The organism is Irregularibacter muris (assembly GCF_024622505.1).
In the GTDB taxonomy this organism is placed as follows: domain Bacteria; phylum Bacillota; class Clostridia; order Eubacteriales; family Garciellaceae; genus Irregularibacter; species Irregularibacter muris.
Map to the genome: position 1 here is coordinate 65,321 of NZ_JANKAS010000001.1, position 25,245 is coordinate 90,565.

Genomic DNA, 25,245 nt, shown 5'->3' on the forward strand with positions numbered 1-25,245 from the left:
TCAACATGTTAAGGATATTTAAGGAATTTAAACCCTTTGTTGTATTCATAGGGATTATCATAGTATTACTTTTCCTTCAAGCAAGTAGTGAGCTTGCCCTACCTGACTATATGTCCAATATTATCAATGTGGGGATACAACAAAATGGGATAGAAAATGCAGTGCCAGCAGTTATGAAAACCGATACCATGGAAAAGATAGCATTCTTTTTGAACCAAGATGAAAGAAAGATAGTAGAAGATAACTATAGATTAATAGATAAGGAAACTTTATCCCAGAAGGAATATGAAAGTTTTCATAAAAAATATCCCTCTTTAGAAAAAGAAAAGCTTTATATTTTAGATACCGATTCTAAAGAAGAGATTGAAAGGATGAATGGTTTTTTAGGTAAGGCTATTCTTATGGTAGCAGGTATAGAAGGAGATATCCCCCAGGGGATGACTTCAGAAAATACTGAGAAAAATCCCTTTGCTGACCTACCTGCGGGAACCGATCCTTTTATGGTAATGAAAAATTTACCCCCAGAACAAATGGATGCAGTAAAAGCCCAAATGGATGAACAGATTAATGCTTTACCTGATAGCATAATTGATCAAGGGGCCATTCAATATATAAAATCTCAATATGAAGATATTGGTGTCAATATCCGAAAGACCCAATCAAATTATATCTTGTGGATAGGTGGATTGATGTTACTGATTTCCCTTGGAGGCATGATGGCCTCTATATCGGTTGGTTTCTTATCTGCTCGGGTTTCTTCAGGACTTGGTAGAAACCTAAGGGATAAAATATTTAAAAAAGTAACGGCCTTTTCCAACGGAGAGTTTAATGATTTCTCCACAGCTTCTTTGATTACGCGAAGTACAAATGATATTCAACAGATACAGATGTTTACGGTCATGCTACTGAGAATGGTGTTTTATGCCCCTATTTTAGGTGCGGGTGGAGTGATCAGAGCCTTAAGGACAAACACTTCCATGGCATGGATTGTAGCCGTTGGGGTTATGGCTATTCTTACTTTAGTCATTCTTCTTTTTAGTGTAGCCATGCCAAAATTCAAGAAACTACAGAAGCTTGTCGATAAGGTCAACCGAGTCATGAGAGAGTCTCTTGCTGGAATGTTGGTCATCCGAGCCTTTAATACCCAGAAGTTTGAGGAAAAGAAGTTTGATAATGCCAATAAAGATTTAACAAAAACCAATCTTTTTGTATCTAGAATCATGACCACCATGATGCCTACAATGATGCTCATTATGAATGGCATTACTTTGCTTATTGTATGGATAGGCGCCCATCAAATCAACGATGGAGCTATACAGGTAGGGGATATGATGGCCTTTATGCAATACGCAATGCAAATTATTATGTCCTTTTTGATGATCTCCATGATCTCCATTATGCTGCCAAGGGCATCCGTATCCGCCCAAAGGATTTCAGAAGTATTGGATAAAGATCTTACTATTGAAGACCCTACAGAGCCTAAGGAATTAAAAAAGAGTGGAAAAGGAGTATTGGAGTTTAAAAATGTCAGCTTCAAATATCCAGGGGCAGAGGAATGTGTTTTAGAGAATATATCCTTTACCGCAAAACCAGGGGAAACCACTGCCTTTATCGGAAGTACGGGAAGTGGTAAATCAACGCTTGTTAATCTCATTCCACGATTTTACGATATAACCGAAGGGGAAATTCTTTTAGATGGTACAGATATAAGAGAATTAAGACTGCATGATTTAAGAGAAAGAATTGGTTATGTTCCTCAAAAAGGTATTTTGTTTACAGGAAATATAGAAAGCAATATTAGATATGGGAAAAATGCTGATGTCAGTGATGAAGATATGCAAAAGGCTATAGAAATCGCCCAAGCAAAGGAATTTATAGAGCAAAAGGAAGAGGGAATTTTGTCTGAAATCGCCCAAGGAGGAACTAATGTCTCAGGAGGGCAGAGACAAAGACTTTCTATTGCAAGGGCATTGGCTAAAAAACCTGAAGTATTTATCTTTGATGATAGTTTCTCCGCCCTAGACTTTAAAACTGATGCTGCACTACGAAAGGCCATGGGAGAGGAAATAAAAGATAGAACTGTGCTCATTGTCGCCCAGCGAATTAGTACCATTATGAATGCTGAAAACATTGTGGTATTAGACGAAGGAAGAATAGTAGGCATGGGAACCCATAGAGAACTTCTAAAGAATTGTGATGTTTACAAGCAAATTGCTCTATCACAACTATCAGAGGAGGAACTAGCACGATGAGTGAAAATAATACAAGAAATAATAGACCTGCAAGGATGGGGCGAGGCCCTATGGGAGGTATGGGAGGAAAATTTGAAAAGCCTAAGGATTTCAAAGGAACCTTCGCAAAACTCCTTCAATATTTAAAACCCTATAGAATAAAACTGATTATCGTTATGATATTTGCTGCAGGAAGTACCGTGTTTTCTATTATAGGCCCTAAAATATTAGGAAAGGCGACAACAAGAATATTTGAAGGTTTAGTATCGAAAGTAGCGGGAGTGGCTAATGGAGGAATTGACTTTCAATATATATCCAACATTCTTCTTCTTTTACTGGGGCTATATGCCATATCTGCATTGTTTTCTTATATACAAGGATTTATCGTTACTGGGGTTTCCCAGAAAATATCCTATAATTTAAGAAGAGAAATCGCAGAAAAGGTCAATAAACTTCCCCTCAAATATTTTGATTCTGTATCCCATGGGGATGTATTATCCAGAGTCACCAATGATGTGGATACTGTAAGCCAAACTCTAAATCAAAGTATGAGTCAGATTATTACTTCTGCCACAACCCTTGTGGGTGTTCTCATTATGATGATATCCATAAGTTGGCAGATGACCATTGCGGCCATTTTAATATTGCCCATTTCCATGATTTTAGTCATGACCATTATCAAGAGATCTCAAAAATACTTTAAGGCCCAGCAAGAATCCCTGGGACGGGTAAATGGTCATATAGAGGAAGTTTATGGCGGGCATCAAATTATGAAAGCCTTTAATGCGGAGGAAGAAGCAATTTCAAAATTTAGAGACATTAATGGAGAACTATATCATTCTGCTTGGAAATCCCAATTTCTTTCCGGTATGATGATGCCCATTATGAACTTTGTGGGCAATATAGGATATGTAGCAGTATCCATTTTAGGTGGTTGGTATGCAGTAAGAAAAGTTATAGAAGTAGGAGATATTCTTTCCTTTATCCAATATATAAGAAGCTTTACTCAGCCTATCGCCCAGGTAGCTCAGATTAGTAATGTCTTACAGTCTACGGTTGCAGCATCAGAAAGAGTATTTGAATTTTTAGGAGAAGAGGAAGAAATTAAGGAAACAGAAGAACCTGTTCAACTAGAGAAAGTCAAAGGAAGAGTAAGCTTTGAAAATATTAAATTTGGATACAATGAAGACAAGACCATCATCAACAATTTCTCAGCGGATATTGAGCCAGGACAAAAAGTAGCTATAGTAGGACCTACAGGAGCAGGAAAGACCACTATTGTAAAACTCCTCATGAGATTTTATGATATCAATAAGGGGAGAATCCTTGTAGATGATCACGATATCAAAGACTTTACCCGGGAAGATTTAAGAGATGATTTCGGTATGGTTCTTCAAGATACATGGCTTTTTTCTGGAAGCATCATGGAGAATATCCGATATGGAAGACTGGATGCCACAGATGAAGAAGTGATAAAAGCTGCAAAATCTGCCCATGCCCATCGGTTTATACAAACCCTACCGGAAGGATATGATATGATCATCAATGAAGAAGCCAATAATATTTCCCAAGGACAAAAACAGCTTCTTACCATTGCTAGAGCAATTCTTTCTGACCCTAAGATTCTGATTCTAGATGAGGCAACTTCTTCGGTAGATACTAGAACGGAAATTTTAATCCAAAGAGCAATGGAGAATCTCATGAAAGGAAGAACATCCTTTATTATTGCCCACAGACTTTCCACCATAAGGGATGCAGACTTAATCCTTGTCATGAAGGATGGAGACATCGTAGAACAGGGTAACCATGAGGAACTTTTAGAAAAAAATGGATTCTATGCAGAACTTTATAGAAGTCAGTTTGCCGCTTAAAGAGAGCAGAGAGAGATGGAGATAAATCCATGTCTCTCTTTTTTTATCATCTAGGAAAGTGGCCATCCGTTTTCTTAGCTTTTTTAAAAAATATTTTAAGAAAGAGGATAGTTATTTTTTTCAACTATTATATAATATAGATATTTAATAGAAAGGAGCGGTGAAATGGATAGACAATTGAGTAAAGAACTAAAGAAGTTGAAAAAACGGGAAGAAAAATTCCTAAATAAGAAAGAGAATGCATTGTTAAAATCTAAGATAGCTCCTATGATGAATAAAATTCAAGAGAAAATACCAGCGAAATTGAAAAGCACCTTAGAAAATGCTTTTTTTAAGGGATTTCAATTGGTCTTTGAAAAGGGAAATACCTATATTGAAAAAACCTATGATAAGGATAAAATCCAGTTGGAACATGATTTAAATAATTATGCAGTAGACAAGAAAATGGGGAAAAAATATATCAAAAGATTAGATAAACAAGTCAATCATTCAAAACTTGTTAATTCCTCTTTTTCAGTTTTAGAAGGAGGAGTTTTAGGTGTACTGGGCATTGGATTGCCCGACATTCCTCTCTTTATTGCAGTGATTATGAGGACCGTTTATGAAATCGCACTAAATTATGGCTATGATTATAAAAAAGAGGAGGAGAAGGCATATATTCTCCTTGTCATCTCCGGAGCAATGACCCAAGGAAGTAGGCAACAAATATTCAATGAACAATTAGATGAATTAGGGAATCAGATTGACCAGCAAGTTCAAGGAGATATAAATCTAGAGGAACGAATAAAGGAGACAGCCCAAGTTTTATCAGAGGCAATGCTAACCGCAAAATTTATTCAAGGGATTCCAGTGGTTGGAGCTGTGGGAGGAATAGTTAATTATCATATGATAAGAAAAATAGGAAGATATGCCAGTGTAAAATATAAGAAACGATACCTAATGAAAAAGACTGAAAATAAATAGATATAGAATAGTATTATTTTATCCAAGAGGAAAGGGCAAGAAAATGATTCAATATCAATATGACAATAAAAACATTATCAAAAAAAGGGCCTATATTACCCAAGAATTTATGAAATTATCTCCGAATATCAAAAGTAAGAGGATAAAAGAAATATCTCCAGAGGATATAAAAATACTCTTTGAACTCTATGACAAAGTATTTTTAAATAAGCATCTAGAAAATAATTTCCCAGGGAATTTTAAATTTTCCCTTTCCAAGCGTATGACTAGAAGTGCAGGCCTTACCCTATGCCCTAAAAATATAGGTGAAAGAAAACCAGAGGAAGTTATCATTGAAATTCGCATAGGAGTCAACTTCTTTTTTCAATACCATCTTTTAGAAAGGGATAAAAAAGTATGTGAGATTCAAAGTCATCATGCCCTTGAAGCTCTGCAATTGGTATTAGAGCATGAGATTTGCCATGTCATAGAGTTTATCTATTTCCACCAATCTAGCTGCAAAGGAAATCAATTTAAAACCATAGCAAGAAATCTTTTTGGACACACCAGTAGTTACCACGAACTTCCCTCCAACAGAGAAATAGCAAAGGAAAAGTTTAATCTACATATTGGGGATAAAATAACCTTTGATTTTGAAGAGAAGATCTTAGAGGGAATGATTTATGCCATTAACAAGCGGGCTACTGTTATGGTGCCAGATAAAAAGGGACAATATGCAGATAAAGAAGGGAATAAATACAACAAATATTATGTGCCTGTAGGTAAGATAAAGAAATGTGAAATCAAGGGATAGAGTAGATTGATTGTATGCAAGAGCAAATTCAATCCATTAACCAAATTGGTTTGTAGCCCCTATTATCTTTGATATACTTATACTATGAAAACTATGAAAATGTGATTAATAGTCGGAGAAAGATTATCTCTATCTTATTCATAGAGCTAAAGGATTTGGAAACTATTGCCCTCCAACAGTAGAAATTCTTAAAATAGGCAAGGCAGGTTATCAAGAGGAGTTTATTGAGGATATGATAGGGGATGACCTAGATTTGAGGTAGTTGCCTTGAGGGGAAGTTTGTGATATTCTTCAAAAGTAGAGCAAAGAAGTAGGATATGAAATCAACTAATGAATTGTGTAGGAGGATATGATGAATAAAAAAATAATACTTGCAGATAAATCTGGATTTTGTTTTGGTGTAAAAAGAGCAGTAGATATTACCGTTGATCAAAAAAAGTCAGCAGATGCAAAGCTTTATACCTTAGGTCCTCTGATTCATAATAACGATGTGATTCATCGGCTAAAGGAAAAAGGGATCGATCAAATAGATGAGGATGACCTAGAAACATTAGAGCCTAAGGATACGATTATCATTCGATCCCATGGAGTGACACTCAATGTCATTGGTAATATAGAGAAAAGTGGTTCGAAAATGGTAAATGCTACCTGCCCCTTTGTCACTAAAATTCAAAAAATAGCTGAAAAATATCATGATTTAGGATATCAAATTATTATCGTGGGAGATGAAAATCATCCAGAGGTAGTGGGCATTAATGGTTGGTGTAATAATTCTGCGATTATCACAAAGGATGGCAGTAACTTATCCGATCTTCCGGCCAAGGTATGTGTAGTTGCTCAAACCACCGAAAGATTATTTAATTTTGAGAAAGTCGTAGATATTGTTTCAAAAAAATGTGAGGAGGTACTCACATTTAATACCATATGCAGTGCGACTAAGGAAAGACAGGAAAGTGCAGATGAAGTTTCCAAACAGGTTGATTTAATGATTGTCATCGGAGGGAAACACAGCTCTAATAGTAAAAAACTATTTGATATTTGTCGTACCAACTGTGAAAATACTATTTTTATAGAAAATAGCCTTGAACTTCCAACAGAAGCCTTTGACAAGGAAGATGTGAAGACCATAGGCATTACTGCTGGAGCTTCTACTCCAGATTGGATTATTCAAGATGTGATTGAAAAAATAAAATGAAATTAGGTAGAGGATAGAAGGTAGAAAAACTATAAGTTCATTTGTTGTGCTAGTGAAATAGAGCATTAGCTTTATACAAACTCTTAGTTTTGAATATAAGTAAGTCGTAATGTAACAAGTACAACAGATCATTCTTAGAAATTGTATGAAAGGATAAGATATATGATCAATAGAGTGCATACAAGAAAAATTAGAGTAGGAGATATCTATGTAGGTGGAGACTCCTCTATTAAAGTACAATCCATGACCAATACAGATACAAGGGATGTAGTTTCCACAGTCAAACAAATAGTACAATTAGAAGAAGTGGGTTGTGAGATCATTCGCTGTGCTGTACCGGATATGGAAGCCAGTGAAGCTTTGAAAAAGATAATAAAAGAAATTCATATCCCCTTGGTAGCGGATATACACTTTGATTATAGACTAGCTCTAAAGGCTATAGAGAACGGCGTGGCAGCCCTAAGAATAAATCCCGGCAATATTGGAAGCGAAGATCGGGTGAAAGCTGTGGTGGAAGCTGCTAAGAGTAAGGGAATACCTATTCGGATAGGAGTCAATTCCGGTTCTTTACAAAAAGATATTCTTGAAAAATATGGAGAGGTATGTCCAGAGGCCTTGGTAGATAGTGCCCTAAGGCATGTGGAAATACTAGAGGAATTAAACTTCTTTGATATCGCTATTTCTGCTAAGTCCTCTGATGTTTCGGAAATGATAGAATGTTATCGACTATTATCCCAGAAAGTGGATTATCCACTACATGTGGGAGTCACTGAATCGGGCACTTTAAGAATGGGAACCATAAAATCAAGTGTAGGTATAGGAACCCTTTTAGCAGAGGGAATAGGAGATACCATTAGAGTATCTTTGACAGGAGATCCTATTGAAGAAATAAAAGTAGGTAAGGATATCTTAAAATCCTTAGGCTACTTAGAAGAAGGCATAGAATTTATTTCCTGTCCTACCTGTGGAAGGACGCAAATAGATTTGATTAAAATAGCCCAGGAAGTGGAAGAAAGACTTGGAAAAGTGAATAAGCATATCAAAGTAGCGGTTATGGGTTGCGCGGTCAATGGACCCGGAGAAGCTAGAAGAGCAGACATCGGCATAGCAGGAGGGAATGGCCAAGGTTTGATCTTTAAAAAAGGGGAAATTATTAAAAAAGTTAAAGAAGAGGATCTAGTCGAAGAATTAATAAGGGAAATCGAAAAAATATAAACATAGTTACACAAAAAACTATCCTTTTCTAGGGTAGTTTTTTTGTGAAGTGGGAAAGTTGGTTTTGTTAGCAAGGGACTAAATTTTTCTATTTCACTAAAGCAGGGACAACCGCATTCTTATTAGGTAAAACCGTAATTTTTAGGTATACTAAAGAATAAATAATAAAGTTAATATCTTTGAAAAATAAAGGTTTGACATGGAAAAGGTGAAGATATGAAAAAGGAACAAGTAAAGGTAAAATGTATTGGCATGGATGAAAGAGGAAAGGGTATTGTAAAAGTTAGAGGACAGAGAATTCACGTTCCCAATCTAATAGAGGGGGAAACGGCAGTAGTAGAAATAATCCAAAGGAAGAACTTTAAAGAGGTTAAAGTCGTTCAAATTCTAGAAAAATCAAAATATAGAGTTGTGCCTGACCAAAGCTTAGAGGGTCAATGGGAAGGCTGTCAATTACAGCATTTATCCAATGAAGGTCAAGCAGAATTTAAGCAAAAGATGGTAGAAAGATTACTGAAACCCTATGGCAAGGTAAGTAAAATATTGACCATGGATGATCCCTATCATTATCGGAATAAGGTCATTTCTACAGTAGCTTATAATCAAAAGAGGGAAATCATTTCAGGGATTTATGAGGAAAATACCCATCGGGTAATTCCTGTTACACAGTGCATGATTCATAATAAACAGGCAGATAAAATTATTTCAACTATACGTAAAATAGCGAAAACCTATAAAATGCAACCCTATAATGAAGATGCGAGACAAGGATTTTTGCGACATATACTAATAAGAACAGGATTTGCTACTAAAGAAGTCATGGTTGTACTCGTTGTTTCCAATCAAATATTCCCTGGAAAAAAGAATTTTATAAAAGAACTCCTTAAAGTTCATCCAGAGATTACCACCATTGTGATGAATATCAATAACCGCCAGACCAGCGTAGTGTTGGGAGATAAAGAACAGGTTTTATACGGCAAAGGCTACATAGAGGATATCCTATGTGAACGTGTATTTCAAATCTCTGCCAAGTCTTTCTACCAGATTAACCCTATCCAGACTGAGGTTTTATATGGAAAAGCCATAGAAATGGCAAAACTAAAGGGCAATGAAGTGGTTTTAGATGCTTATTGTGGTATTGGGACCATCTCTCTCATTGTAAGCGATAAAGTAAAAGAAGTCATCGGAGTGGAAGTAAATAAAGAGGCGGTAAAGGATGCCATCAAAAACGCCAAAAGAAATAAAATCACCAATGCTTATTTCCATCAAGAGGATGCTGGGGAATTTATGGTAGGCCTGGCCAAACAAAAACAAACTATCCACACTGTCTTTATGGATCCTCCTCGAGGTGGTAGCGACCAAAAGTTTTTATCCTCATTGGTTCGTCTATCCCCCAAACAAATCGTCTATATCTCCTGTAACCCTACTACACAAGAACGGGATTTGAGGTATTTGACCAAGCAGGGTTATAAAGTAAGAGAAATACAGCCTGTGGACATGTTTCCTCAGACCGTGCACGTTGAGAGTATAATTCTGATGACATATTGTGGTTCGGAGGCAAAACAATAGGATTTGACCACAACATATAGTGGTTTGGTGACGATTTCAGAGCGTGAAATGAGCGAAAAAACACCGTTTTTTGACCCCTATTTTTGGGGTGTTTTATAGATGACATAGGGCAATTTGGGTGATGACAAAGTAAAAGTAGTAAAAAGAGGGGTAGGAAACTAGATAATATTTTTAATACTTATTTAGAGTTTAAGGTAAAAATCAAATAATAATGAGATAAAATTAAACTTGTTTTTATAGAAAGAAGATGAAATTAAATGAACAAAATAGTAATGCTAGATATTAGCTTTGAGTATGGAGATGAAACGAAAACTATAAATCCCATTATATTAATAGATAAAAATGATGTTGTTTTAGTTGATTGCGGTTACCCAGCCCTTTTAACTTTATTAGAAGATGAAATGAAATTAAAAGGAATAGACCCAGATTCATTGACAAAAGTACTGATTACACATCATGACGATGACCATATGGGAGCTTTATATGAAATTAAAGAAAAATATCCACATATTAAGGTGGTTTCAAGTGAAATAGAGAGTGAGTATATTTCTGGTAAAAGGAAATCACTTAGACTGTTGCAAGCAGAGGAAATACTAAAGGTCATGCCAGAAGAACAGAAACAATTTGGAATTGATTTCTGTGAAACCTTAAGAAAAGTTAAATCTGTCAATGTAGATATAACAGTTAAAGATGGAGATAATTTTGATTGGGCAGGAGGGTGTCAGGTTATATCTACTCCTGGTCATACGCCGGGTCATATTTCATTATTTTTAACAGAGACTAATTCCATTGTAACAGGTGATGCGGCAGTTATAGAAAATGGTGAATTAGTAATTGCAAATCCGCAATTTACACTTGACTTAAGTACAGCTGAAAATTCATTAGAGAAGATTATGTCTATGAATGTAGATAATTATTATTGCTATCATGGAGGAAAATTAATTAGAACCACAACTAGGTAATGTAATTTTAGATACAAAACGTCCCAGTGGCTCCCTTGGTTCATGTATAAATAAAAATACTCGCCGGCTAAGGAATAAAAGGACCTTAATCGGCGAGTGTACTACTTATTATTTTTCAAGAATTTTAGTATCCTATCTGCTTGGTTGACAATTAGATGACCCGTATCAGGCAGTAGCTCGATCTTAGGTTGTCGTGCAAATTTTTTAAGTCGCTTAATACTCTTATTAGCTGGTATTAATTGATCAGAATCGCCAAAAAGCATTAAAATAGGCATAGTTAATTTACTAAGTGACTGATCAGTAAAAAGGGGCATTTTTGCCGTTCGCGGTTTGAAATATTTGAATGTAAGTGATGATAATGCAAGATCTTCTTCTAATCCGGATGATGATGACGAAGAAATATTACCACCACCCACTAATTTCAGTGTTTGTAGCTGACCCCATTTTCCAAGAAGTGAGAAAAAGATAGCTTTCCATAGGAAACTGGCTTTTTCATGTGCAAGACCTCCTGGACAAAGCAAAATTAAATTGTCAACCTTATCTGGATAGGTGGTAGCGAAACTCAAAGTCATCCAGCCACCTAATGACATAGCTACAATTGAACAAGAGCTTAATTTAAGTGCATTTATTGTTTCATTCAACCATAGAGCGTATGCGCCATCTTCATAGCCTGGTCGGCTTGTCGCTGATAAGCCTGCCTCTCCAATAATGTCGATTGCATAGACATTGTGGGTTTTAGAAAGAGAAGCTACATCGCCGTACCAAGTGTAAGAATTCGATACGCTTCCATGCAGGAGGATCAGAGGGGGATTCTCCTTTGAACCAGACTCTATGATAAAAGTCGGTCCAAAACTTGTATTAACTTTATATTGGTGGTTTTCCACTGGCCAACTAGCAAGTATTTTTCGGTATTGCTCCATAACTTCTTGCTTGCCTACTTCTGACTTATATATATTCTCCATTATATTTCACCTTCTTTCTTACTTAGAAGCCATTTTTCAGCTTCTTGTTCATTTTCATACAATCTAAAATGATTACCTTTGTTTGTTTCTAGGGCCATTTCTTTAAATCGGCCTTTCTGAATTGTCTTCTGAGGAACAATAATGGCAACTTTTATACTATAGTTTATAAATTTCTGGATAATATCACCGGCTACCTTGGTTTTAAGTTTAAAGAAGTCTTCGGATAAGTTAGCGTAGTTTATCATAAGTGCATCTGCCTCATGTTCCCAGCACAAAGCTATCAAATCAAGGGCATCGCTCTCTGCACTTAATGGTTTAGTAGTAGAGATTAGTTCAATATATTTTTTATTCTCTATTTTTCTAATTTGATAATTCATTTTGTCTTTTTCCTCCATAACTTCATTTTTAAACAACTTCTGACGGGTTTCGCGGATCCATTTAAGTTCAGCACTATAGGTTGAAATAATGTTCTCTGAAATCATCTCCCATATTAAGCTTTCCCTAGTGCTTCTATTAGGTGAATTCAGTGCACGTTTGTACTTCTCTTTCTGCATAATTAATTGTAGTTTGATTTCATTTTCATATTTTAAGAGTACATCACTTAATTCTTGATTATTTAACATATCTGACCATGCAAACTGTACCAAAAATATTTTTTTTATCTCAGGGGCTTCTGGTGATGATACAAGCCAATTTTTAAGTTCTTTAAGTCCTTCTTCTGTTATAGTATATACTTTTTTTGAAGGAGAGTTATCCTGATGAACCACTTCACTGGCAACAAGATCTTCATTTTCCATATTCATTAGAGCTTTGTAAATTTGATTATTATTACCAGACCAATACATGAAAGATGAATCCTCAAAAATCTTTTTTAGTTCATATCCTGTTGAGGACTTCCAACTCAGTATGCCTAATATTGCTAATTTGATTGACATAACCGCACTCCTTTATAAATAACATAGGTTAATAGTAACATATGTTATTATTCCTGTCAACAAAATTATATACACAGTTTGTCGAAGGTTGAATGTTAGTAGTTACTTGGGTAACAATGCATTATTCGGCAAGCCGATTGAAATGCAGTAGCCCTTATGAGAGAAGTTTCTGAAACTACTTTCATAATCATAAATAAAACCATAAAAACACAAAGTAAATATGAAAAAGGAAGTTAACAATTCAATCACTTTCGACATATAATTCATGCTATCAATGAAAATAAGTTGTAATTAAGGATATGAGAGTGAACAAAGTGCATCCTAAATGTTAGAAAAAATAATCTACATTTGGAGATGCATTTTTTTATTATATTTTACTAAATTATGTGCTGGGATGGTTTCTTATAATTGACACAATATATGTTTAATGATATCATCGGTATTGGGTGTATGATTTGTATTACTTGTATTACTAAAAATTACTTATGAAAGGGGAAAGGTATGATGGATAATAATATAAAATTGCCTAATGAAAAGATAGAAGGAAAATATATAGGTTCAGTTAAAGTGGGATCGAAGGGACAGATTGTAATTCCCAAGGAGGTACGAGATTTGTTTAATATTAAGACAGGCGACACTTTAATTATGCTTGCTGATATTGAAAGAGGGGTAGCAATTCAAGGATACGAGTTGTTTCAGAAGTTCTCAGACGAAGCATTTGGTAAATTGAATAAATAATCAGGGAGGATACTATGAGGATGATAGAGGTTATATTAATAATAATTCTAGTATTGATCGTATTTTTAGTTGGATCTTTTTTTTATACGAATGTAACTTATATTAAAAAATCTCTTAAAAAAATTTATAAGGCTGGATTTGTAGAGAAACAGCTAAAGCTAAAAGATGGTACCGTATTAAATTATGGGGAAGGGGCAAGCAATGGGAAGACACCACTATTATTAATTCATGGTCAGAGTATGACTTGGGAGGATTATGCGAAGGTATTACCTGAGCTATCCGAGCATTATCACGTATTTGCCATCGATTGTCATGGGCATGGAAAGTCATCTATGGAACCAGGGAAATATACAGCAAAAGCTATGGCCGAAGATTTTATAGAATTTATAGATACCAAAATAGGAAAAAAAACAGTTGTTAGCGGGCATTCGTCTGGTGGTATGATTGCAGCTTGGATGGCTGCCTATTTTCCAGACCATATACTTGGCACTATTATAGAGGATTCACCATTTTTTTCAACTGAGCCAGGTAGAAGAGAAAATACTTATGTATGGGTATACGGCTTTCAATTATATGAAGATTTTAAGAATCAAGATGAAGAGGAAGATTACTTAAAATATAATTTGGAAAGAAGCTATTGGAAGAGAATGTTTGGAGAGTCTATATGGAACAAGATTTCAAGTGATGCAGTAGCATATCATAAAAAACATCCTGATGAATCTGTGCATTTAAAGTATTTACCTCCAGTTATGAATAGAATGTTTGAAACTATGACTTATCCATTTGATCAGAGATTTGGTGAGGCATTTTATGATAATTCATGGTTTAAGGATTATGACCAATTAGAAGTTCTATCAAAAATTAAAAGCCCAACAGTGTTTATTAAAGCAAATACAACTTATGATGGAGATTTATTAGTAGCGGCATTATCGGATGAAGATGCAAATCGGGTAGTTCGTTTGCTGGAAAACGGACAAAGAATTGATGTGGATTCTCCAGGCCACGATATACATTACGACAAATCTAAAAAGTTTATTAAGATTGTGATTGATTTTTTAAATGAGTTACAATAGATGTCCTAACCTTCAAATAAATAATATATTTTCTTTAACTATTTAATCAACAAGGAGTTTGTAAATAAAATTCGAATCCATAGTAATTAACAAGGGGATACTAGGCATTAACAACATATTATTATTCTCTATTATTATATAACCTATCTAAGAACGATATCTAAAGGAGATTAAAATATTATTTGATTTGTTCGATTTTTTCTCTTGCATATTACGTAACGTAATGGTTTACAATTTTATTTGAGGTGATGAACATTAAGGAATATTCCATAGGGGATCTGGTAAATGCGACAGGGATTACAGTAAGAACTCTACAGCATTATGATAATATAGGTCTTCTTCCCGCATCAGAGAGAGATGAAAACGGTAGAAGATATTATACAGAAGGGGATATCATGAAGCTGGAGCAGATAATTTTCTATAAAAGTCTAGGTTTCACCCTTAAGGAGATACAGCAAAGGCTGGTAAATGAAACAGAGCTGAAGAAAATGGATGAGCTATTAGACTATCAGGAAACAACTCTATATACCCAAATAGAAGCAAGGTATACAAGTTTGTCAGCGATAGAGGCCTTCAGGGATATAATTGCATTAGGCAAGATACCTCCATGGAGCTTTTTAGCGAGTTTTATTAGCAAGCTAAATGATTCTGATTTTCTTAGCTGGGGAGGCTCTTATTTTTCTGAGGAAGAGATGAGAAAATTTGAAGAACATTTTAATGGATTAGAGGATGCTTTGGCATTTTATCATACATGGAAAAGCCTATCTATAAAAGCTGCAATTTATAATGAATCTGAAATATCATCTGATGAGGAGATAGCTCAGGAGCTGGCAAAGCAATGGCTGCAAATGGTGGAATACGCCACAGGTGGGGATGAAGAACTTAGGCAAATATATATTAAAGTGGATGGTAGCAGAGAGGTTTGGCCGGATGAATCAAGAAGGTTGATGGATGCTGCAGATGGATACATTAGCGATTGTGTTAGGCTATATTGTGTAGAAAACAATTTAGGGCTCCCTTGGTAGAACTATGGGACGTAAAGAAGGAGATGTCATAAATGAACATAATTAAAAGAGAGACCCCAAAATTAGGGAAATTTATCTCTGAGGAGGGAAGGGAGGATTTTATTCTTGCTTATAATGAGGCAATGGCAATATTGCCACCCCCACAGAAAAGATTTGACATAAAAACTAAATATGGAAGTGTGAGGGTGTATTACTTTGTAACAGTAGAAAATAAGAATGAGGAGCCTATTATGCTTCTGAATGGCAGGTCTGCTTCGACACCAATGTGGGAATCTAATCTAGAAGGTTTAATGGTAGAAAGGCCGATTTATTCGATTGACCTTCTAGGTGAGCCTGGTATGAGCATTCAGCAACAACCTATAATTGACAGTCGTGATCAGGCAGAATGGCTTAGAGAAGTTATAGCAAAACTGGATTTACAAAGAGTTCATTTAGTAGGTGTTTCTATAGGTGGATGGATGGCAATGAACCTAGTACGCTTTTATCCAGAAAGGATTGCATCCATTAGTTTATTGGAACCATTTCAAGTATTTGCCCCTATGTCCTTAAAGCTAATTGCAATGTCTATTCCTTTTACTATCCCAGTGATACCTAAGGTCATAAGAGAGAAAATGTTGAGTGTTATTTCTGGAGGTGCCGAGGCGGATGATAGCGTACCAGTGGCTAAATTAATAGAATCGGGTATGAGGAATTATAAAGTAAAGCTTCCTTATCCTCAGAGTTTTAGCATAGAAGAGCTGCAAGCTATAGAGCTACCAATTCTAGCTTTAATGGGTGAAAAAAGCACAGTGCATAATTCCAAGAAGGCAGTAGAAAACGGTAAGAACTATGTGAAAAATATCGAAATAGAGAGCTGGGAAAATGCCTCACATGCAATAAATGGTGAATTTAGTTCTGAGGTAAATGCTAGGATATTAGAATTTGTTAAAAATCACTCGTAATAAATTTGAATCAACTGACATGACAAAGTGAAAATAAAAAATAATTATTGAAAAATTTTATCATTATAGTTGTTGAAAGATTTAATAATAGATTGATAGATTAGCAGATGATTTATATAATCAATAGATATTGATATTATTATATGCAATAAAGAATTTATCGATGTGGGGGATTAGTGTGCAAATAAGTGTTATAAAAGAGAATAATATTGAAATTGCAATTGTAAATAGTGAAGATATACTTATAACAGATGTGCAATCAGCACTGGATTTTTTTGCTACAGTAGATTATGAAACAGGATGTAGTCGTATGATTATAAATAAAGCAGCAATATGTGAAGAGTTCTTTGATCTAAGCACCAAGGTAGCAGGAGAGATATTACAAAAATTTATAAATTATCGAAAGAAAATAGCTATCATAGGAGATTTTTCTATATATACAAGCAAGAGTTTGAAAGATTTTATTTATGAATGTAATAAAGGAAAAGATATATTCTTTTTATCAAATGAAAAACAAGCTATTGAAAAACTAAGTATGGATTAGTTGTTCTTTCAATAATAAATAATATTTCTATATTGTGGTCTAAGTATTATTTATAATCAAATGGATAAATAGAATTTGAACGGAGGGATTATATGGTAAACAAAACTGATGCCATTGAGATAATAACATATGCTGAAGAAAATGAAATTAACATTTGGATAGATGGAGGTTGGGGGGTAGATGCTCTATTAGAAGAAGAAACAAGAGCACACAACGATATTGATTTATTTGTGGAAGAAAGTAATAGTAAAAAGTTTATTGAAACGTTAAAAGAAAAAGGCTTTACTGAAGTTAGAGAAGCATATACCACCAAATCTCACACGGTTTGGAAGGATGCTAAAGTAAGGATAATTGATCTTCATATATTTAAATTCAATGAACAAGGATATATTGTTTTTGAAGGAGAAGCATATCATCCAGAAGTGTTTAGTGGCATTGGGAAAATAGGCGATAAAATGGTAAGGTGTATTGATGCTGAAAATCAAGTATTATTTCACTTGGGCTATGAGCATGATGAAAATGATGTTCATGATGTAAAACTATTGTGTGAGAGATTTAATATTCCTGTTCCGAGTGAATACAAGTAGCCAATAAATTCAAATTTATTAAAGGAGGATTAAAAAAATGAGTGTATTTTTTTACGGTTGTATTACTATGGATGGTTATCTTGCTGACAAAAACCATAACCTGGACTGGCTTTATCAAACTGGTGCAATAGAAGAAACTGGTTATGAAAGCTTTTATAAAAGCATGGATATTACTATAATGGGCAAAAGAACATTTAATGAAATTAAAAACATAGAGAATATCGACAGTCTTTATCCGACTACTAAAAATTATGTTTTTACACATGCTGAAAGCTTATCAGTCAGGGAATTTATTCCTATAAATTGTGATGTTGTTGAATATGTAAAACAAATAGAAAAGGATAAAAACATTTGGATTATTGGAGGAAACACAATATTAGCCCCTCTGTTAGATAATGACATGGTTGATAATATAATAATACAGATTGCCCCAGTGTTATTGGGGAATGGAATACCATTGTTTTCACAAAAAGAAGTATTGAAGCGATTTTACTTGAAAGAAGTAAAAAAATACGGGCAATTTGCAGAATTAATTTATAGTAAAATATAGTTAGCTTAGCTTTTCAAAAATTCTTGCCCTTAGCATAGTAGAATCATACAGATTCCAATTTGAACAGGAGGGATCATGATGGAATTCAGCAAAGAAGAATTAGAAAAGGCAATATCCTTGCTATCTTCTACCATTATTAATTGCGAAAAAATGCAACTTAAGTTTTCAGAGGGAACATCTCAACATTCGCTCTTAAAAAACAGAATTAAAGCACTCTATATTTCAAAGGCTCTTCTGTCAGGGGATAAAACAATAAATTATGCAAGCAAAGATTTGAGGGAGGCACTACCTCCTATAGTTTCAATCATAAATAAAACCACAAAAGCTCAAAGTAAATATGAACAGGGGAGTTCACAATTCAATCGTTTTCAACACATAATTCAAGCTATGCTTATTTCAAAAACATTCATTGAGAGCCAAATAAATATCGATACAGAGTTATGATTAATTTTAATTTATCATAATAAAAATATGAGAATAACAACATAATGCATAACGCACTAAGACATAAAAATCTTGGTGCTTTTATTTTATATAAATCTAAAACTAAATATAGAAACTCGAAGAGGCGAAGTCTTCGGTCAACTTATGATCGATAGGCTTCGCCTCTTTTTTATTTCAAAAACTAATAGAAAGAAAGGACTGAGAACAATGTCAAGATATTTTATGTATGGAACATCACTGGGAGGGATAGAGCAGCTGATGATGCTGGCACCTAATTTTACTCAAAGAAGAAGTGGAATAGTCATTAATAATCATTTTAATTATGAAGGAGGTATTAAGATTTGTAATGGTTGTGTAGAAAAGGTTAAAAGCAGAGGTAACCCTAATGATTGTTTTTGTTTCAAAGAAAAACTAGAGGCAGATGAAATTGAATATACAGATCTGATAGGAGATTGCTTTGGAAGTATAAAAAATTATTCCCTAAAAGATAGATTGAAATTACTCAGCAGCAAATTTACTGGCGAACTATTTCCAAATCATATCCATAAGGAAAGGTTTTATCATGTACACCATAAGCAAGATATTGAAGTATGGGAAAGGTCATCAAGCTACCTTGCAGTAATATTTCTTCTTACTGCTGATGAAGTACTATGGAATATCTCGGAGCATGCAATATGCTTTCATGGATTTGATTTTTCACAGATACATCTTAGACAAATCAGTACAGATGGCTATGCCCTATACCAAACAGCAAAAACTATATCTACAGGAAAAGAATATATAAGAATCAGCGAGATAGCAGATAAAGAACTTATTGATGATACTGCATTTAAGATAATAATCAATGCATCATTAATTGCAAAGTATGGTGCAGATGTATTTTCAATTAAAAAATAGAATGGAGGAATGTGATGTTAATTAGATTAAAAAGAATCGATAGAAAAGAAGATGAATCAATTATGTTTAATTTCCCTTATGAGGAAAATGAAATATCCAATGTATATAATCAACTGGAACTTGAAACTTCAACTGCTCCCAACTGTTATATTGAAGAAGTAGTCTATGATTCAGATATGAATGAAGTATTAAAAGGTAAAGAGTGCAATATCGATGAATTAAATTTCTTATTTAAGAGGATGGATAGTTTCGATACAAAGGAAAGAAAAGTATTTTATGCTTCTGCCTTTGCAGAAAATCCTAAAATAATTGCAGAATTAATTAATCTTAGCTTTAATGTACATTGCTATAGCCTTGTAAGTGACTTTAATAATCTAGAAGCCGTAGGAAAAGATTTATATCTATCAGAAAAGCAAGCAGTAGCAACTAGAGAATTAGATGAATTAGACGGTGGCTCCTTTGCTATGGAGGTAATAAAAAACAATCCTAATTCTAAAATTACTCCTTATGGAGTCTTATATAAAAATAGCAATGAGCCTGAGCAAATATATAATGGCAAGCAGTTTCCACCATACCATTGGAAAGAGACTGTAGCAACAATACAGCTGACTGCAAAAGGTGCGAATGAATTTATCTATCTTCCTTGTTCTGATGTTGAAATTGAAAAGGCACTGATAAGATTAGAAACACCTTACTTACATGATTGTGAGGTTACGATTTTAGATGACAATTTTTCAAAAGAAGTATTAGATATTATTTCTGCTGATACAGTACCATTAATTAAGATAGATACCTTAAATAAATTAGCAGGATATTATAAGGAAATATGTAACCATGATATAGAATATTTTGAAAAACTTATGGATCATGTTAAACCTCGAACTGTTGATGAAATCTTTGCACTAGCAGATTCTATGTATGAATTTGAAATATTTGATGGTATCGAAAGTGTAGAAAGTTATGGTAGATATATGATTTGTGACTCAGGACATTTTGAATATGATTCAAATCTTGAAAAATACATTGATTTTAAAAGATATGGACAGGAGAAAATGGCACATGAATTTGGAGCATTTTCAGAGAAGGGATATATCACTTACCATGGATACAATCAAAAGCTTGCCAATTTATTATTTGAAAGTCTTGGAATGGTATTTCCTGAACAAGAAGAATTGCAGAACTTAAAACTATATATGCCTCTCGAAATAACAACGTATGATATAGAAAATGAATATGGATATAAACAATATGCAAATGAACCACAGGAAATTTCAAATGCTGAAGTTACCCAATATCTAGATGTAATCATAATGGCAATAGAAGAAAACAATCTTCTGGAAGAAGAACAAAGAGGTCTGATGAGATATTATGATGACCATGACAGTGTGAATGCAAAAGTATCAAAGTATGTTTTTTCTGTTGAGCTTGTAGAAGGAGAACTAATGGGGGTGGCTATTCTTACTTTAAATGATGAATTGACTCCAAAGGAGCTTGAAAAGATTAATGAAAATGTAACTGGACAGGCTTCAGATGGCTGGGGAGAGGGTTTTGAGCAAAGGGAAATTAGTACCGATATGGGAGATATTAATGTTAGCTTTTGGGACAGTGATAACTGGTTTATTAAGACAGCTGAGGAAATGGGTATAGAAGGTAATCAAAAAATGGGAGGTATGAAATTTGAACAATAATAGGAAACAAGTAGAAAGAATTAAGAACGGCTATCCTGTAGGCACACGAATTGAATTAATTTCAACCATGGATGATGTACAAGGCGTTGAAAAAGGTACAAAGGGAACAGTGATAGGGGTAGATGACATTGGAACCATACACATGAAATGGGATAATGGCAGGGGTCTTGGTCTTATTCCTGGAGAAGATAATTTTAAAGTGTTATCTCGTCCGCAGGAAGAAGAGATTAAAGAGTCAGATGAGCCGTCAAAAGAGCAATCACAGGGTATGGGAGGAATGAGTTTATGAAAAACTTAGAATATCTATGGAAAGATATAGAAGGAACAGAGAAAGAAAATGAATATCTAGCAAAGAGATTTGCTGAAATGTCAGTCAAAGAAAAATATATTCTAGAGGGTGCTGTTCAGATTGTGGAGGTCAATAATTCATCAGATTTGATAAATCTAACAGAGCAACTAAGTAATTTTGATTTTTATTATAAAACTACCGATAATAAAACTCTTGGAGAATATATTGCAAGGCATAAGGAATGTGCACCTGATGATATACTTCCCTTTATTAAAATAGATCAGCTTGGTAGCGAATATCATGAAGATTTTAATGGAGTATTTACGGACAATGGATATGTATATCAGAGAAATACTCTCAAACAAATCTATGATGGCTCAAACTTAGATAAGATGACAGGGGGTGATTGGACCGTTAAAATTAAGGTAGGTAATAAAGATTATCCTGAAGGGGTATGGGTAAACTTGCCTGACTATGAATTTTCTAGTTTAGAACCTGATGAAATGGCAATAGCCTTAGATGCACTTGGTACAAATAAGTGGAGTAGATGTGCTTTATTAGATGCAAAGTGTGTATTCCCTAATATTAAAGAGCTGGCAGAACAATATGACTCCATAGAAGAATTAATATCTGATGGTAATAACTTTGGATATGCCTGTGATGAGCAAGGACAAGGGATGGCTTTCTTTACAGAGCATTTAGAGTCAGCAATGGAGCTTGAAGGTTGTACTAGACTTGACTTTGCTCTTGATATTTCACAGAATCTAAACTGTTATGATTTTGCGCCAAAGGAAGATAAACTTGAAAGGTACGGCAGACTACTTGCAAGTAAGAATGGCATAGTAGAATCTGATACCATACTTGGAGATAATTTTGATTATACCTTATATGCAAAAACAGATATTGACAATAGAGGGTTAGCGCCTTGTAAAAATGGTTTTATAAAATCAAACGGGGAACAGTTTCACTATGAATTCAGTAAAAAACTAGATAGTATGGGAATATCAATGGAGTAGTAAATTTTCTTATTGATATATCCCATAACTTAATATTCTAAGGTAGCACGGACGATATCCGTGTTTTTTTAATATCTAAAAACAGATAAGGCCGATTGTTTGCTGTAAATTACAGCATAGCAGTCGGTCTTTTTTTGTTGCCTAAAAACAATCATATCCACAGTGTTATGAAACATGGCATGAGAAAGGAGGCGAGGAGGTGGAACATGATTTTTTAATTTATATAAAAGAGTATCATACAGGAACCTCTAAGGCAGTACCCAGCGCATATCTGCAAAGTAGATTCTGTATCAGTTCAAGAACTGTCAGAAAATTAGTCAATCAATTAAGAAATGATGGCAATCCCATATGCAGTGGCGACAACGGATATTATTATGCTGCTGATAGAAAAGAACTACTTGCTAGTATAGGACAGATGACAAGTCGAATTAGAGAAATTGCAAAAGCAAAGAGAGGACTAGTCAAAGCTTTAGAGCAATTTCCAGATACAAACGGACAATTAAGATTAGACCTTGATAAAGAGGTAAGAGAGAGGTGATGAAGTATTAATAGTTTTATGAGCTGGATAGGTGGCAAGAAATCTTTAAGAGAATTAATTGTATCTCTCTTTCCTTTATATTATGAACGATATATAGAAGTGTTTGGAGGCGGAGGCTGGGTACTATTTCATAAGCCACCGGGCAATGATTTTGAAGTATATAACGATTTTAATGGACTCTTAACCAATCTCTATCGCTGTGTAAGGGAGAAACCAAACGAGTTAATAGATGCACTATATTTTGTGTTAAACTCCCGTGAGGATTTCAACATAGTAAAGGAGGCACTTGCAAGAGACAGTCCTAAAAGTGATGTAATAAGAGCCTCATATTTTTATCAATTGATTCGCTATAGCTATGCATCAGGCCTTACTAGCTTTGGAAGTCAGCCTCATGATATGTGGAGCAACTTTCCATTAATTGAACAGGCACATAGAAGACTTAGTAAAGTAGTGGTTGAAAATAAAGATTTTGAAAAGCTGATAAGGCAGTATGACCGCCCTGTCAGCTTTTTCTATGCAGATCCACCGTATTTTGAAACAGAAAAGTATTATAAAAATGTTGGTGAAGATGGATTTAAGAAAGAAGATCATATAAGACTCCGAGATACCCTGATGGGCATTGAGGGAAAGTTCTTGCTTTCCTACAATGACTGTTCTTTTATTAGAGAGCTATACGATGCACCAAACATCCAGATTGAAAGCTACACCCGTATCAATAATATTAAACAGCGCTATGATAATGGTGCCCAATTTCCTGAAATACTGGTGGCAAATTATGATATGCACGAAAGGGAGATAAATTCTCCATCACAAATTAATTTATTTGAAATGAAAAATGGAATAGGAAAACAAGGAGGAATTTTATAATGAAAATGATTAAAGAATCTTTAGACAACAACATTAGTTTACCAAATGAAATACTTAATGCAGCAGACCTTACAGGGTGTGAAGAAATTGAATTTAACACCTTAGAGAATGCTGTTGTAGCTATGAAAACAACTATGAAAGCAATGGAGCTTATAAAGGTGGCAGAAGGACTTAAAAATCTCTCAGAAGAGTTAATTGTTCATCTTGCAGGGATATGTGGGAGATGTCATGATTGCTCCTACTGTGAGAGATTTGAAGAATTTGATGAGATTATTGTCCCAGATCATCTTCTTGAAGAAGCTGGTATTCCAAAGGATGCTAAGCTCTGTGCTTGTACTGAGGAAGACAGCGGTGAAATCGTAGTAATGCAGGCGGATTATGACTATGATATAGCCGATGTACCAAAGTTTGTTATTGATATCTTTGAGATGTCAGGTATCTGCATCAGAGAATTAGAAGAAAGGATTATGATGGAGGATATTGTCTATGGAGATTAAATGATGGGAGGTAAATCATGAGAGGAATTGAGCTAAAGAATGACTGTATATTTTATTATGGAAATACTTCAGGATATGTGGAAGACGGCACTGCAATAGTAGATTCTATGTTTCAAAATGAGGAATTCAGTCAGTGGCTTAGTAACCGTAAGCTTACAGCAAAATGGACAGAGGGGGTGTTTGAAAGACTTTCAAAAGAAGGTGTACTGCTTATTAATAATGAAAGACCAGTACCTCTTAAAGACTGTCGTATCTGGCAGCTAAGAGCTGATGTAAGTCCTGAATGTAAGTTTATAGGATATGAAGAACTTAAAGAAAACTTTGGAGAACCAGATAAAAATAACTATGAGCTTGTATATGAAGGAGAAATAGAAACAAATGATTTAGAATCTATCTATTCAAAGTTTAATCTAAATCATCCTCGTGGATTTACTGGACACTCACTGTCAATGTCAGATGTAGTTGAGCTATATGATGACAATGGCAGTGAGTTTTATTATGCAGATCGTTTCGGATTTAAAGAGATTGATTTTGAAGGAAAGGATCAGATACAAGATATTAATATGAGAATTTAAAAATTAAAACCCTAGAAAATTAAAAAATAATGGAGGAAAACAGGATGAAAAATATGTTAAGAAAAGCAAATGAATTTATAATAAGAAAGGCTGTCGCAGCAAAGGTAGCAGTTAGTAATAACAGTGGAGAAGGATATATTGATACAGCTGTAAAAATCCTTGTTGCCGTTGTATTAGGAGCATTGCTCCTTGCAGGCCTGTATGCATTATTCGGTGAAGTAGTTATGCCAACATTAGAAGAGAGAATTAAAGAAATGTTTAACTATGCAGGCTAAAAGGG

At 34.5% G+C, this 25,245-nt stretch carries 27 protein-coding genes; 25 read left to right on the top strand and 2 right to left on the bottom strand.

The annotated features are described in order from the left end of the window. The first annotated feature begins 5 nt into the window (after nucleotides 1-5). The 8 genes from NSA47_RS00280 to NSA47_RS00315 all read left to right on the top strand — a co-directional run bounded on the left by NSA47_RS00280 (nucleotide 6) and on the right by NSA47_RS00315 (nucleotide 10,799). Complete coding sequence (locus NSA47_RS00280; protein WP_257528833.1) at nucleotides 6-2,252, top strand: ABC transporter ATP-binding protein; 2,247 nt, start codon at nucleotides 6-8, stop codon at nucleotides 2,250-2,252. After that, nucleotides 2,249-4,102: an ABC transporter ATP-binding protein gene (locus tag NSA47_RS00285; RefSeq protein ID WP_373370289.1), complete on the top strand. Its 1,854-nt coding sequence runs from the start codon at nucleotides 2,249-2,251 to the stop codon at nucleotides 4,100-4,102. The genes NSA47_RS00280 and NSA47_RS00285 overlap by 4 nt, the downstream gene beginning before the upstream one ends. A gap of 165 nt (nucleotides 4,103-4,267) precedes the next feature. After that, the gene (locus NSA47_RS00290) at nucleotides 4,268-5,065 is read left to right on the top strand and encodes an EcsC family protein (RefSeq protein WP_257528834.1); all 798 of its coding nucleotides are present in this window, start codon (nucleotides 4,268-4,270) and stop codon (nucleotides 5,063-5,065) included. A 43-nt stretch (nucleotides 5,066-5,108) separates the two neighbouring features. Then, nucleotides 5,109-5,858 (top strand): SprT-like domain-containing protein, encoded by a 750-nt coding sequence (locus tag NSA47_RS00295; RefSeq protein WP_257528835.1) that lies wholly within the window; start codon nucleotides 5,109-5,111, stop codon nucleotides 5,856-5,858. 352 nt (nucleotides 5,859-6,210) lie between these two features. Then, the gene (locus tag NSA47_RS00300; RefSeq protein WP_257528836.1) at nucleotides 6,211-7,053 is read left to right on the top strand and encodes a 4-hydroxy-3-methylbut-2-enyl diphosphate reductase; all 843 of its coding nucleotides are present in this window, start codon (nucleotides 6,211-6,213) and stop codon (nucleotides 7,051-7,053) included. Between the two features lie 162 nt (nucleotides 7,054-7,215). Then, entirely contained in the window at nucleotides 7,216-8,268 is a 1,053-nt protein-coding gene (ispG, locus tag NSA47_RS00305; protein WP_257528837.1) for a flavodoxin-dependent (E)-4-hydroxy-3-methylbut-2-enyl-diphosphate synthase, read from the top strand. Between the two features lie 216 nt (nucleotides 8,269-8,484). After that, nucleotides 8,485-9,837 carry a 23S rRNA (uracil(1939)-C(5))-methyltransferase RlmD gene (gene rlmD, locus NSA47_RS00310; protein ID WP_257528838.1) on the top strand — a complete coding sequence of 451 codons (1,353 nt, stop codon included), beginning with the start codon at nucleotides 8,485-8,487 and terminating at the stop codon, nucleotides 9,835-9,837. A gap of 257 nt (nucleotides 9,838-10,094) precedes the next feature. Beyond that, complete coding sequence (locus NSA47_RS00315) at nucleotides 10,095-10,799, top strand: MBL fold metallo-hydrolase (RefSeq protein WP_257528839.1); 705 nt, start codon at nucleotides 10,095-10,097, stop codon at nucleotides 10,797-10,799. A 101-nt stretch (nucleotides 10,800-10,900) separates the two neighbouring features. Here the strand turns inward: NSA47_RS00315 and NSA47_RS00320 are convergent, their stop codons facing one another. Both NSA47_RS00320 and NSA47_RS00325 read right to left on the bottom strand, forming a co-directional pair. Then, entirely contained in the window at nucleotides 10,901-11,761 is an 861-nt protein-coding gene (locus NSA47_RS00320) for an alpha/beta fold hydrolase (RefSeq protein WP_257528840.1), read from the bottom strand. Beyond that, the gene (locus NSA47_RS00325; RefSeq protein ID WP_257528841.1) at nucleotides 11,761-12,696 is read right to left on the bottom strand and encodes a PadR family transcriptional regulator; all 936 of its coding nucleotides are present in this window, start codon (nucleotides 12,694-12,696) and stop codon (nucleotides 11,761-11,763) included. Before NSA47_RS00325 ends, NSA47_RS00320 begins: the two co-directional genes overlap by 1 nt. A 501-nt stretch (nucleotides 12,697-13,197) precedes the next feature. Here NSA47_RS00325 and NSA47_RS00330 point away from each other — a divergent pair. The 17 genes from NSA47_RS00330 to NSA47_RS00410 all read left to right on the top strand — a co-directional run bounded on the left by NSA47_RS00330 (nucleotide 13,198) and on the right by NSA47_RS00410 (nucleotide 25,240). Next, nucleotides 13,198-13,434 carry an AbrB/MazE/SpoVT family DNA-binding domain-containing protein gene (locus tag NSA47_RS00330; RefSeq protein WP_257528842.1) on the top strand — a complete coding sequence of 79 codons (237 nt, stop codon included), beginning with the start codon at nucleotides 13,198-13,200 and terminating at the stop codon, nucleotides 13,432-13,434. Between the two features lie 20 nt (nucleotides 13,435-13,454). Beyond that, nucleotides 13,455-14,507 (top strand): alpha/beta fold hydrolase, encoded by a 1,053-nt coding sequence (locus NSA47_RS00335; protein ID WP_257528843.1) that lies wholly within the window; start codon nucleotides 13,455-13,457, stop codon nucleotides 14,505-14,507. Between the two features lie 248 nt (nucleotides 14,508-14,755). Then, nucleotides 14,756-15,532, top strand: coding sequence for a MerR family transcriptional regulator (locus NSA47_RS00340; protein ID WP_257528844.1), 777 nt, complete (start codon nucleotides 14,756-14,758; stop codon nucleotides 15,530-15,532). Between the two features lie 32 nt (nucleotides 15,533-15,564). Then, nucleotides 15,565-16,473 (top strand): alpha/beta fold hydrolase, encoded by a 909-nt coding sequence (locus tag NSA47_RS00345; protein WP_257528845.1) that lies wholly within the window; start codon nucleotides 15,565-15,567, stop codon nucleotides 16,471-16,473. Between the two features lie 178 nt (nucleotides 16,474-16,651). Continuing rightward, the gene (locus NSA47_RS00350) at nucleotides 16,652-17,017 is read left to right on the top strand and encodes a DUF4180 domain-containing protein (RefSeq protein WP_257528846.1); all 366 of its coding nucleotides are present in this window, start codon (nucleotides 16,652-16,654) and stop codon (nucleotides 17,015-17,017) included. 92 nt (nucleotides 17,018-17,109) lie between these two features. Further along, nucleotides 17,110-17,604 carry a nucleotidyltransferase domain-containing protein gene (locus NSA47_RS00355; RefSeq protein WP_257528847.1) on the top strand — a complete coding sequence of 165 codons (495 nt, stop codon included), beginning with the start codon at nucleotides 17,110-17,112 and terminating at the stop codon, nucleotides 17,602-17,604. A 37-nt stretch (nucleotides 17,605-17,641) separates the two neighbouring features. Beyond that, the gene (locus NSA47_RS00360) at nucleotides 17,642-18,154 is read left to right on the top strand and encodes a dihydrofolate reductase family protein (protein ID WP_257528848.1); all 513 of its coding nucleotides are present in this window, start codon (nucleotides 17,642-17,644) and stop codon (nucleotides 18,152-18,154) included. 75 nt (nucleotides 18,155-18,229) lie between these two features. Next, nucleotides 18,230-18,598 (top strand): hypothetical protein, encoded by a 369-nt coding sequence (locus NSA47_RS00365; RefSeq protein ID WP_257528849.1) that lies wholly within the window; start codon nucleotides 18,230-18,232, stop codon nucleotides 18,596-18,598. Between the two features lie 222 nt (nucleotides 18,599-18,820). After that, nucleotides 18,821-19,495, top strand: a complete 675-nt coding sequence (locus NSA47_RS00370; RefSeq protein ID WP_257528850.1) for a hypothetical protein — start codon at nucleotides 18,821-18,823, stop codon at nucleotides 19,493-19,495. Nucleotides 19,496-19,509: 14 nt separating this feature from the next. Beyond that, nucleotides 19,510-21,183, top strand: a complete 1,674-nt coding sequence (locus tag NSA47_RS00375; RefSeq protein ID WP_257528851.1) for an antirestriction protein ArdA — start codon at nucleotides 19,510-19,512, stop codon at nucleotides 21,181-21,183. Next, nucleotides 21,173-21,472, top strand: coding sequence for a DUF4314 domain-containing protein (locus NSA47_RS00380; RefSeq protein WP_257528852.1), 300 nt, complete (start codon nucleotides 21,173-21,175; stop codon nucleotides 21,470-21,472). The genes NSA47_RS00375 and NSA47_RS00380 overlap by 11 nt, the downstream gene beginning before the upstream one ends. Beyond that, nucleotides 21,469-22,488 (top strand): hypothetical protein, encoded by a 1,020-nt coding sequence (locus tag NSA47_RS00385; protein ID WP_257528853.1) that lies wholly within the window; start codon nucleotides 21,469-21,471, stop codon nucleotides 22,486-22,488. Before NSA47_RS00380 ends, NSA47_RS00385 begins: the two co-directional genes overlap by 4 nt. A gap of 199 nt (nucleotides 22,489-22,687) precedes the next feature. Beyond that, nucleotides 22,688-23,026, top strand: a complete 339-nt coding sequence (locus tag NSA47_RS00390; RefSeq protein ID WP_257528854.1) for a hypothetical protein — start codon at nucleotides 22,688-22,690, stop codon at nucleotides 23,024-23,026. Between the two features lie 18 nt (nucleotides 23,027-23,044). Continuing rightward, complete coding sequence (locus tag NSA47_RS00395) at nucleotides 23,045-23,893, top strand: DNA adenine methylase (protein ID WP_257528855.1); 849 nt, start codon at nucleotides 23,045-23,047, stop codon at nucleotides 23,891-23,893. Beyond that, the gene (locus NSA47_RS00400) at nucleotides 23,893-24,390 is read left to right on the top strand and encodes a hypothetical protein (RefSeq protein WP_257528856.1); all 498 of its coding nucleotides are present in this window, start codon (nucleotides 23,893-23,895) and stop codon (nucleotides 24,388-24,390) included. Before NSA47_RS00395 ends, NSA47_RS00400 begins: the two co-directional genes overlap by 1 nt. Nucleotides 24,391-24,407: 17 nt before the next feature. Next, nucleotides 24,408-24,965, top strand: a complete 558-nt coding sequence (locus tag NSA47_RS00405) for a YodL domain-containing protein (RefSeq protein WP_257528857.1) — start codon at nucleotides 24,408-24,410, stop codon at nucleotides 24,963-24,965. A 44-nt stretch (nucleotides 24,966-25,009) separates the two neighbouring features. Then, nucleotides 25,010-25,240, top strand: coding sequence for a DUF6133 family protein (locus tag NSA47_RS00410; protein WP_373370290.1), 231 nt, complete (start codon nucleotides 25,010-25,012; stop codon nucleotides 25,238-25,240). Nucleotides 25,241-25,245: the final 5 nt, after the last annotated feature.

Bases quoted from the DNA above. Each gene is read 5' to 3' on its own strand.
- NSA47_RS00280 (WP_257528833.1), top strand. From the start codon at position 6: ATGTTAAGGATATTTAAGGAATTTAAACCCTTTGTTGTATTCATAGGG.
- NSA47_RS00285 (WP_373370289.1), top strand. From the start codon at position 2,249: ATGAGTGAAAATAATACAAGAAATAATAGACCTGCAAGGATGGGGCGA.
- NSA47_RS00290 (WP_257528834.1), top strand. From the start codon at position 4,268: ATGGATAGACAATTGAGTAAAGAACTAAAGAAGTTGAAAAAACGGGAA.
- NSA47_RS00295 (WP_257528835.1), top strand. From the start codon at position 5,109: ATGATTCAATATCAATATGACAATAAAAACATTATCAAAAAAAGGGCC.
- NSA47_RS00300 (WP_257528836.1), top strand. From the start codon at position 6,211: ATGAATAAAAAAATAATACTTGCAGATAAATCTGGATTTTGTTTTGGT.
- ispG (WP_257528837.1), top strand. From the start codon at position 7,216: ATGATCAATAGAGTGCATACAAGAAAAATTAGAGTAGGAGATATCTAT.
- rlmD (WP_257528838.1), top strand. From the start codon at position 8,485: ATGAAAAAGGAACAAGTAAAGGTAAAATGTATTGGCATGGATGAAAGA.
- NSA47_RS00315 (WP_257528839.1), top strand. From the start codon at position 10,095: ATGAACAAAATAGTAATGCTAGATATTAGCTTTGAGTATGGAGATGAA.
- NSA47_RS00320 (WP_257528840.1), bottom strand. From the start codon at position 11,761: ATGGAGAATATATATAAGTCAGAAGTAGGCAAGCAAGAAGTTATGGAG.
- NSA47_RS00325 (WP_257528841.1), bottom strand. From the start codon at position 12,696: ATGTCAATCAAATTAGCAATATTAGGCATACTGAGTTGGAAGTCCTCA.
- NSA47_RS00330 (WP_257528842.1), top strand. From the start codon at position 13,198: ATGATGGATAATAATATAAAATTGCCTAATGAAAAGATAGAAGGAAAA.
- NSA47_RS00335 (WP_257528843.1), top strand. From the start codon at position 13,455: ATGATAGAGGTTATATTAATAATAATTCTAGTATTGATCGTATTTTTA.
- NSA47_RS00340 (WP_257528844.1), top strand. From the start codon at position 14,756: ATGAACATTAAGGAATATTCCATAGGGGATCTGGTAAATGCGACAGGG.
- NSA47_RS00345 (WP_257528845.1), top strand. From the start codon at position 15,565: ATGAACATAATTAAAAGAGAGACCCCAAAATTAGGGAAATTTATCTCT.
- NSA47_RS00355 (WP_257528847.1), top strand. From the start codon at position 17,110: ATGGTAAACAAAACTGATGCCATTGAGATAATAACATATGCTGAAGAA.
- NSA47_RS00360 (WP_257528848.1), top strand. From the start codon at position 17,642: ATGAGTGTATTTTTTTACGGTTGTATTACTATGGATGGTTATCTTGCT.
- NSA47_RS00365 (WP_257528849.1), top strand. From the start codon at position 18,230: ATGATGGAATTCAGCAAAGAAGAATTAGAAAAGGCAATATCCTTGCTA.
- NSA47_RS00370 (WP_257528850.1), top strand. From the start codon at position 18,821: ATGTATGGAACATCACTGGGAGGGATAGAGCAGCTGATGATGCTGGCA.
- NSA47_RS00375 (WP_257528851.1), top strand. From the start codon at position 19,510: ATGTTAATTAGATTAAAAAGAATCGATAGAAAAGAAGATGAATCAATT.
- NSA47_RS00385 (WP_257528853.1), top strand. From the start codon at position 21,469: ATGAAAAACTTAGAATATCTATGGAAAGATATAGAAGGAACAGAGAAA.
- NSA47_RS00395 (WP_257528855.1), top strand. From the start codon at position 23,045: ATGAGCTGGATAGGTGGCAAGAAATCTTTAAGAGAATTAATTGTATCT.
- NSA47_RS00400 (WP_257528856.1), top strand. From the start codon at position 23,893: ATGAAAATGATTAAAGAATCTTTAGACAACAACATTAGTTTACCAAAT.
- NSA47_RS00405 (WP_257528857.1), top strand. From the start codon at position 24,408: ATGAGAGGAATTGAGCTAAAGAATGACTGTATATTTTATTATGGAAAT.
- NSA47_RS00410 (WP_373370290.1), top strand. From the start codon at position 25,010: ATGAAAAATATGTTAAGAAAAGCAAATGAATTTATAATAAGAAAGGCT.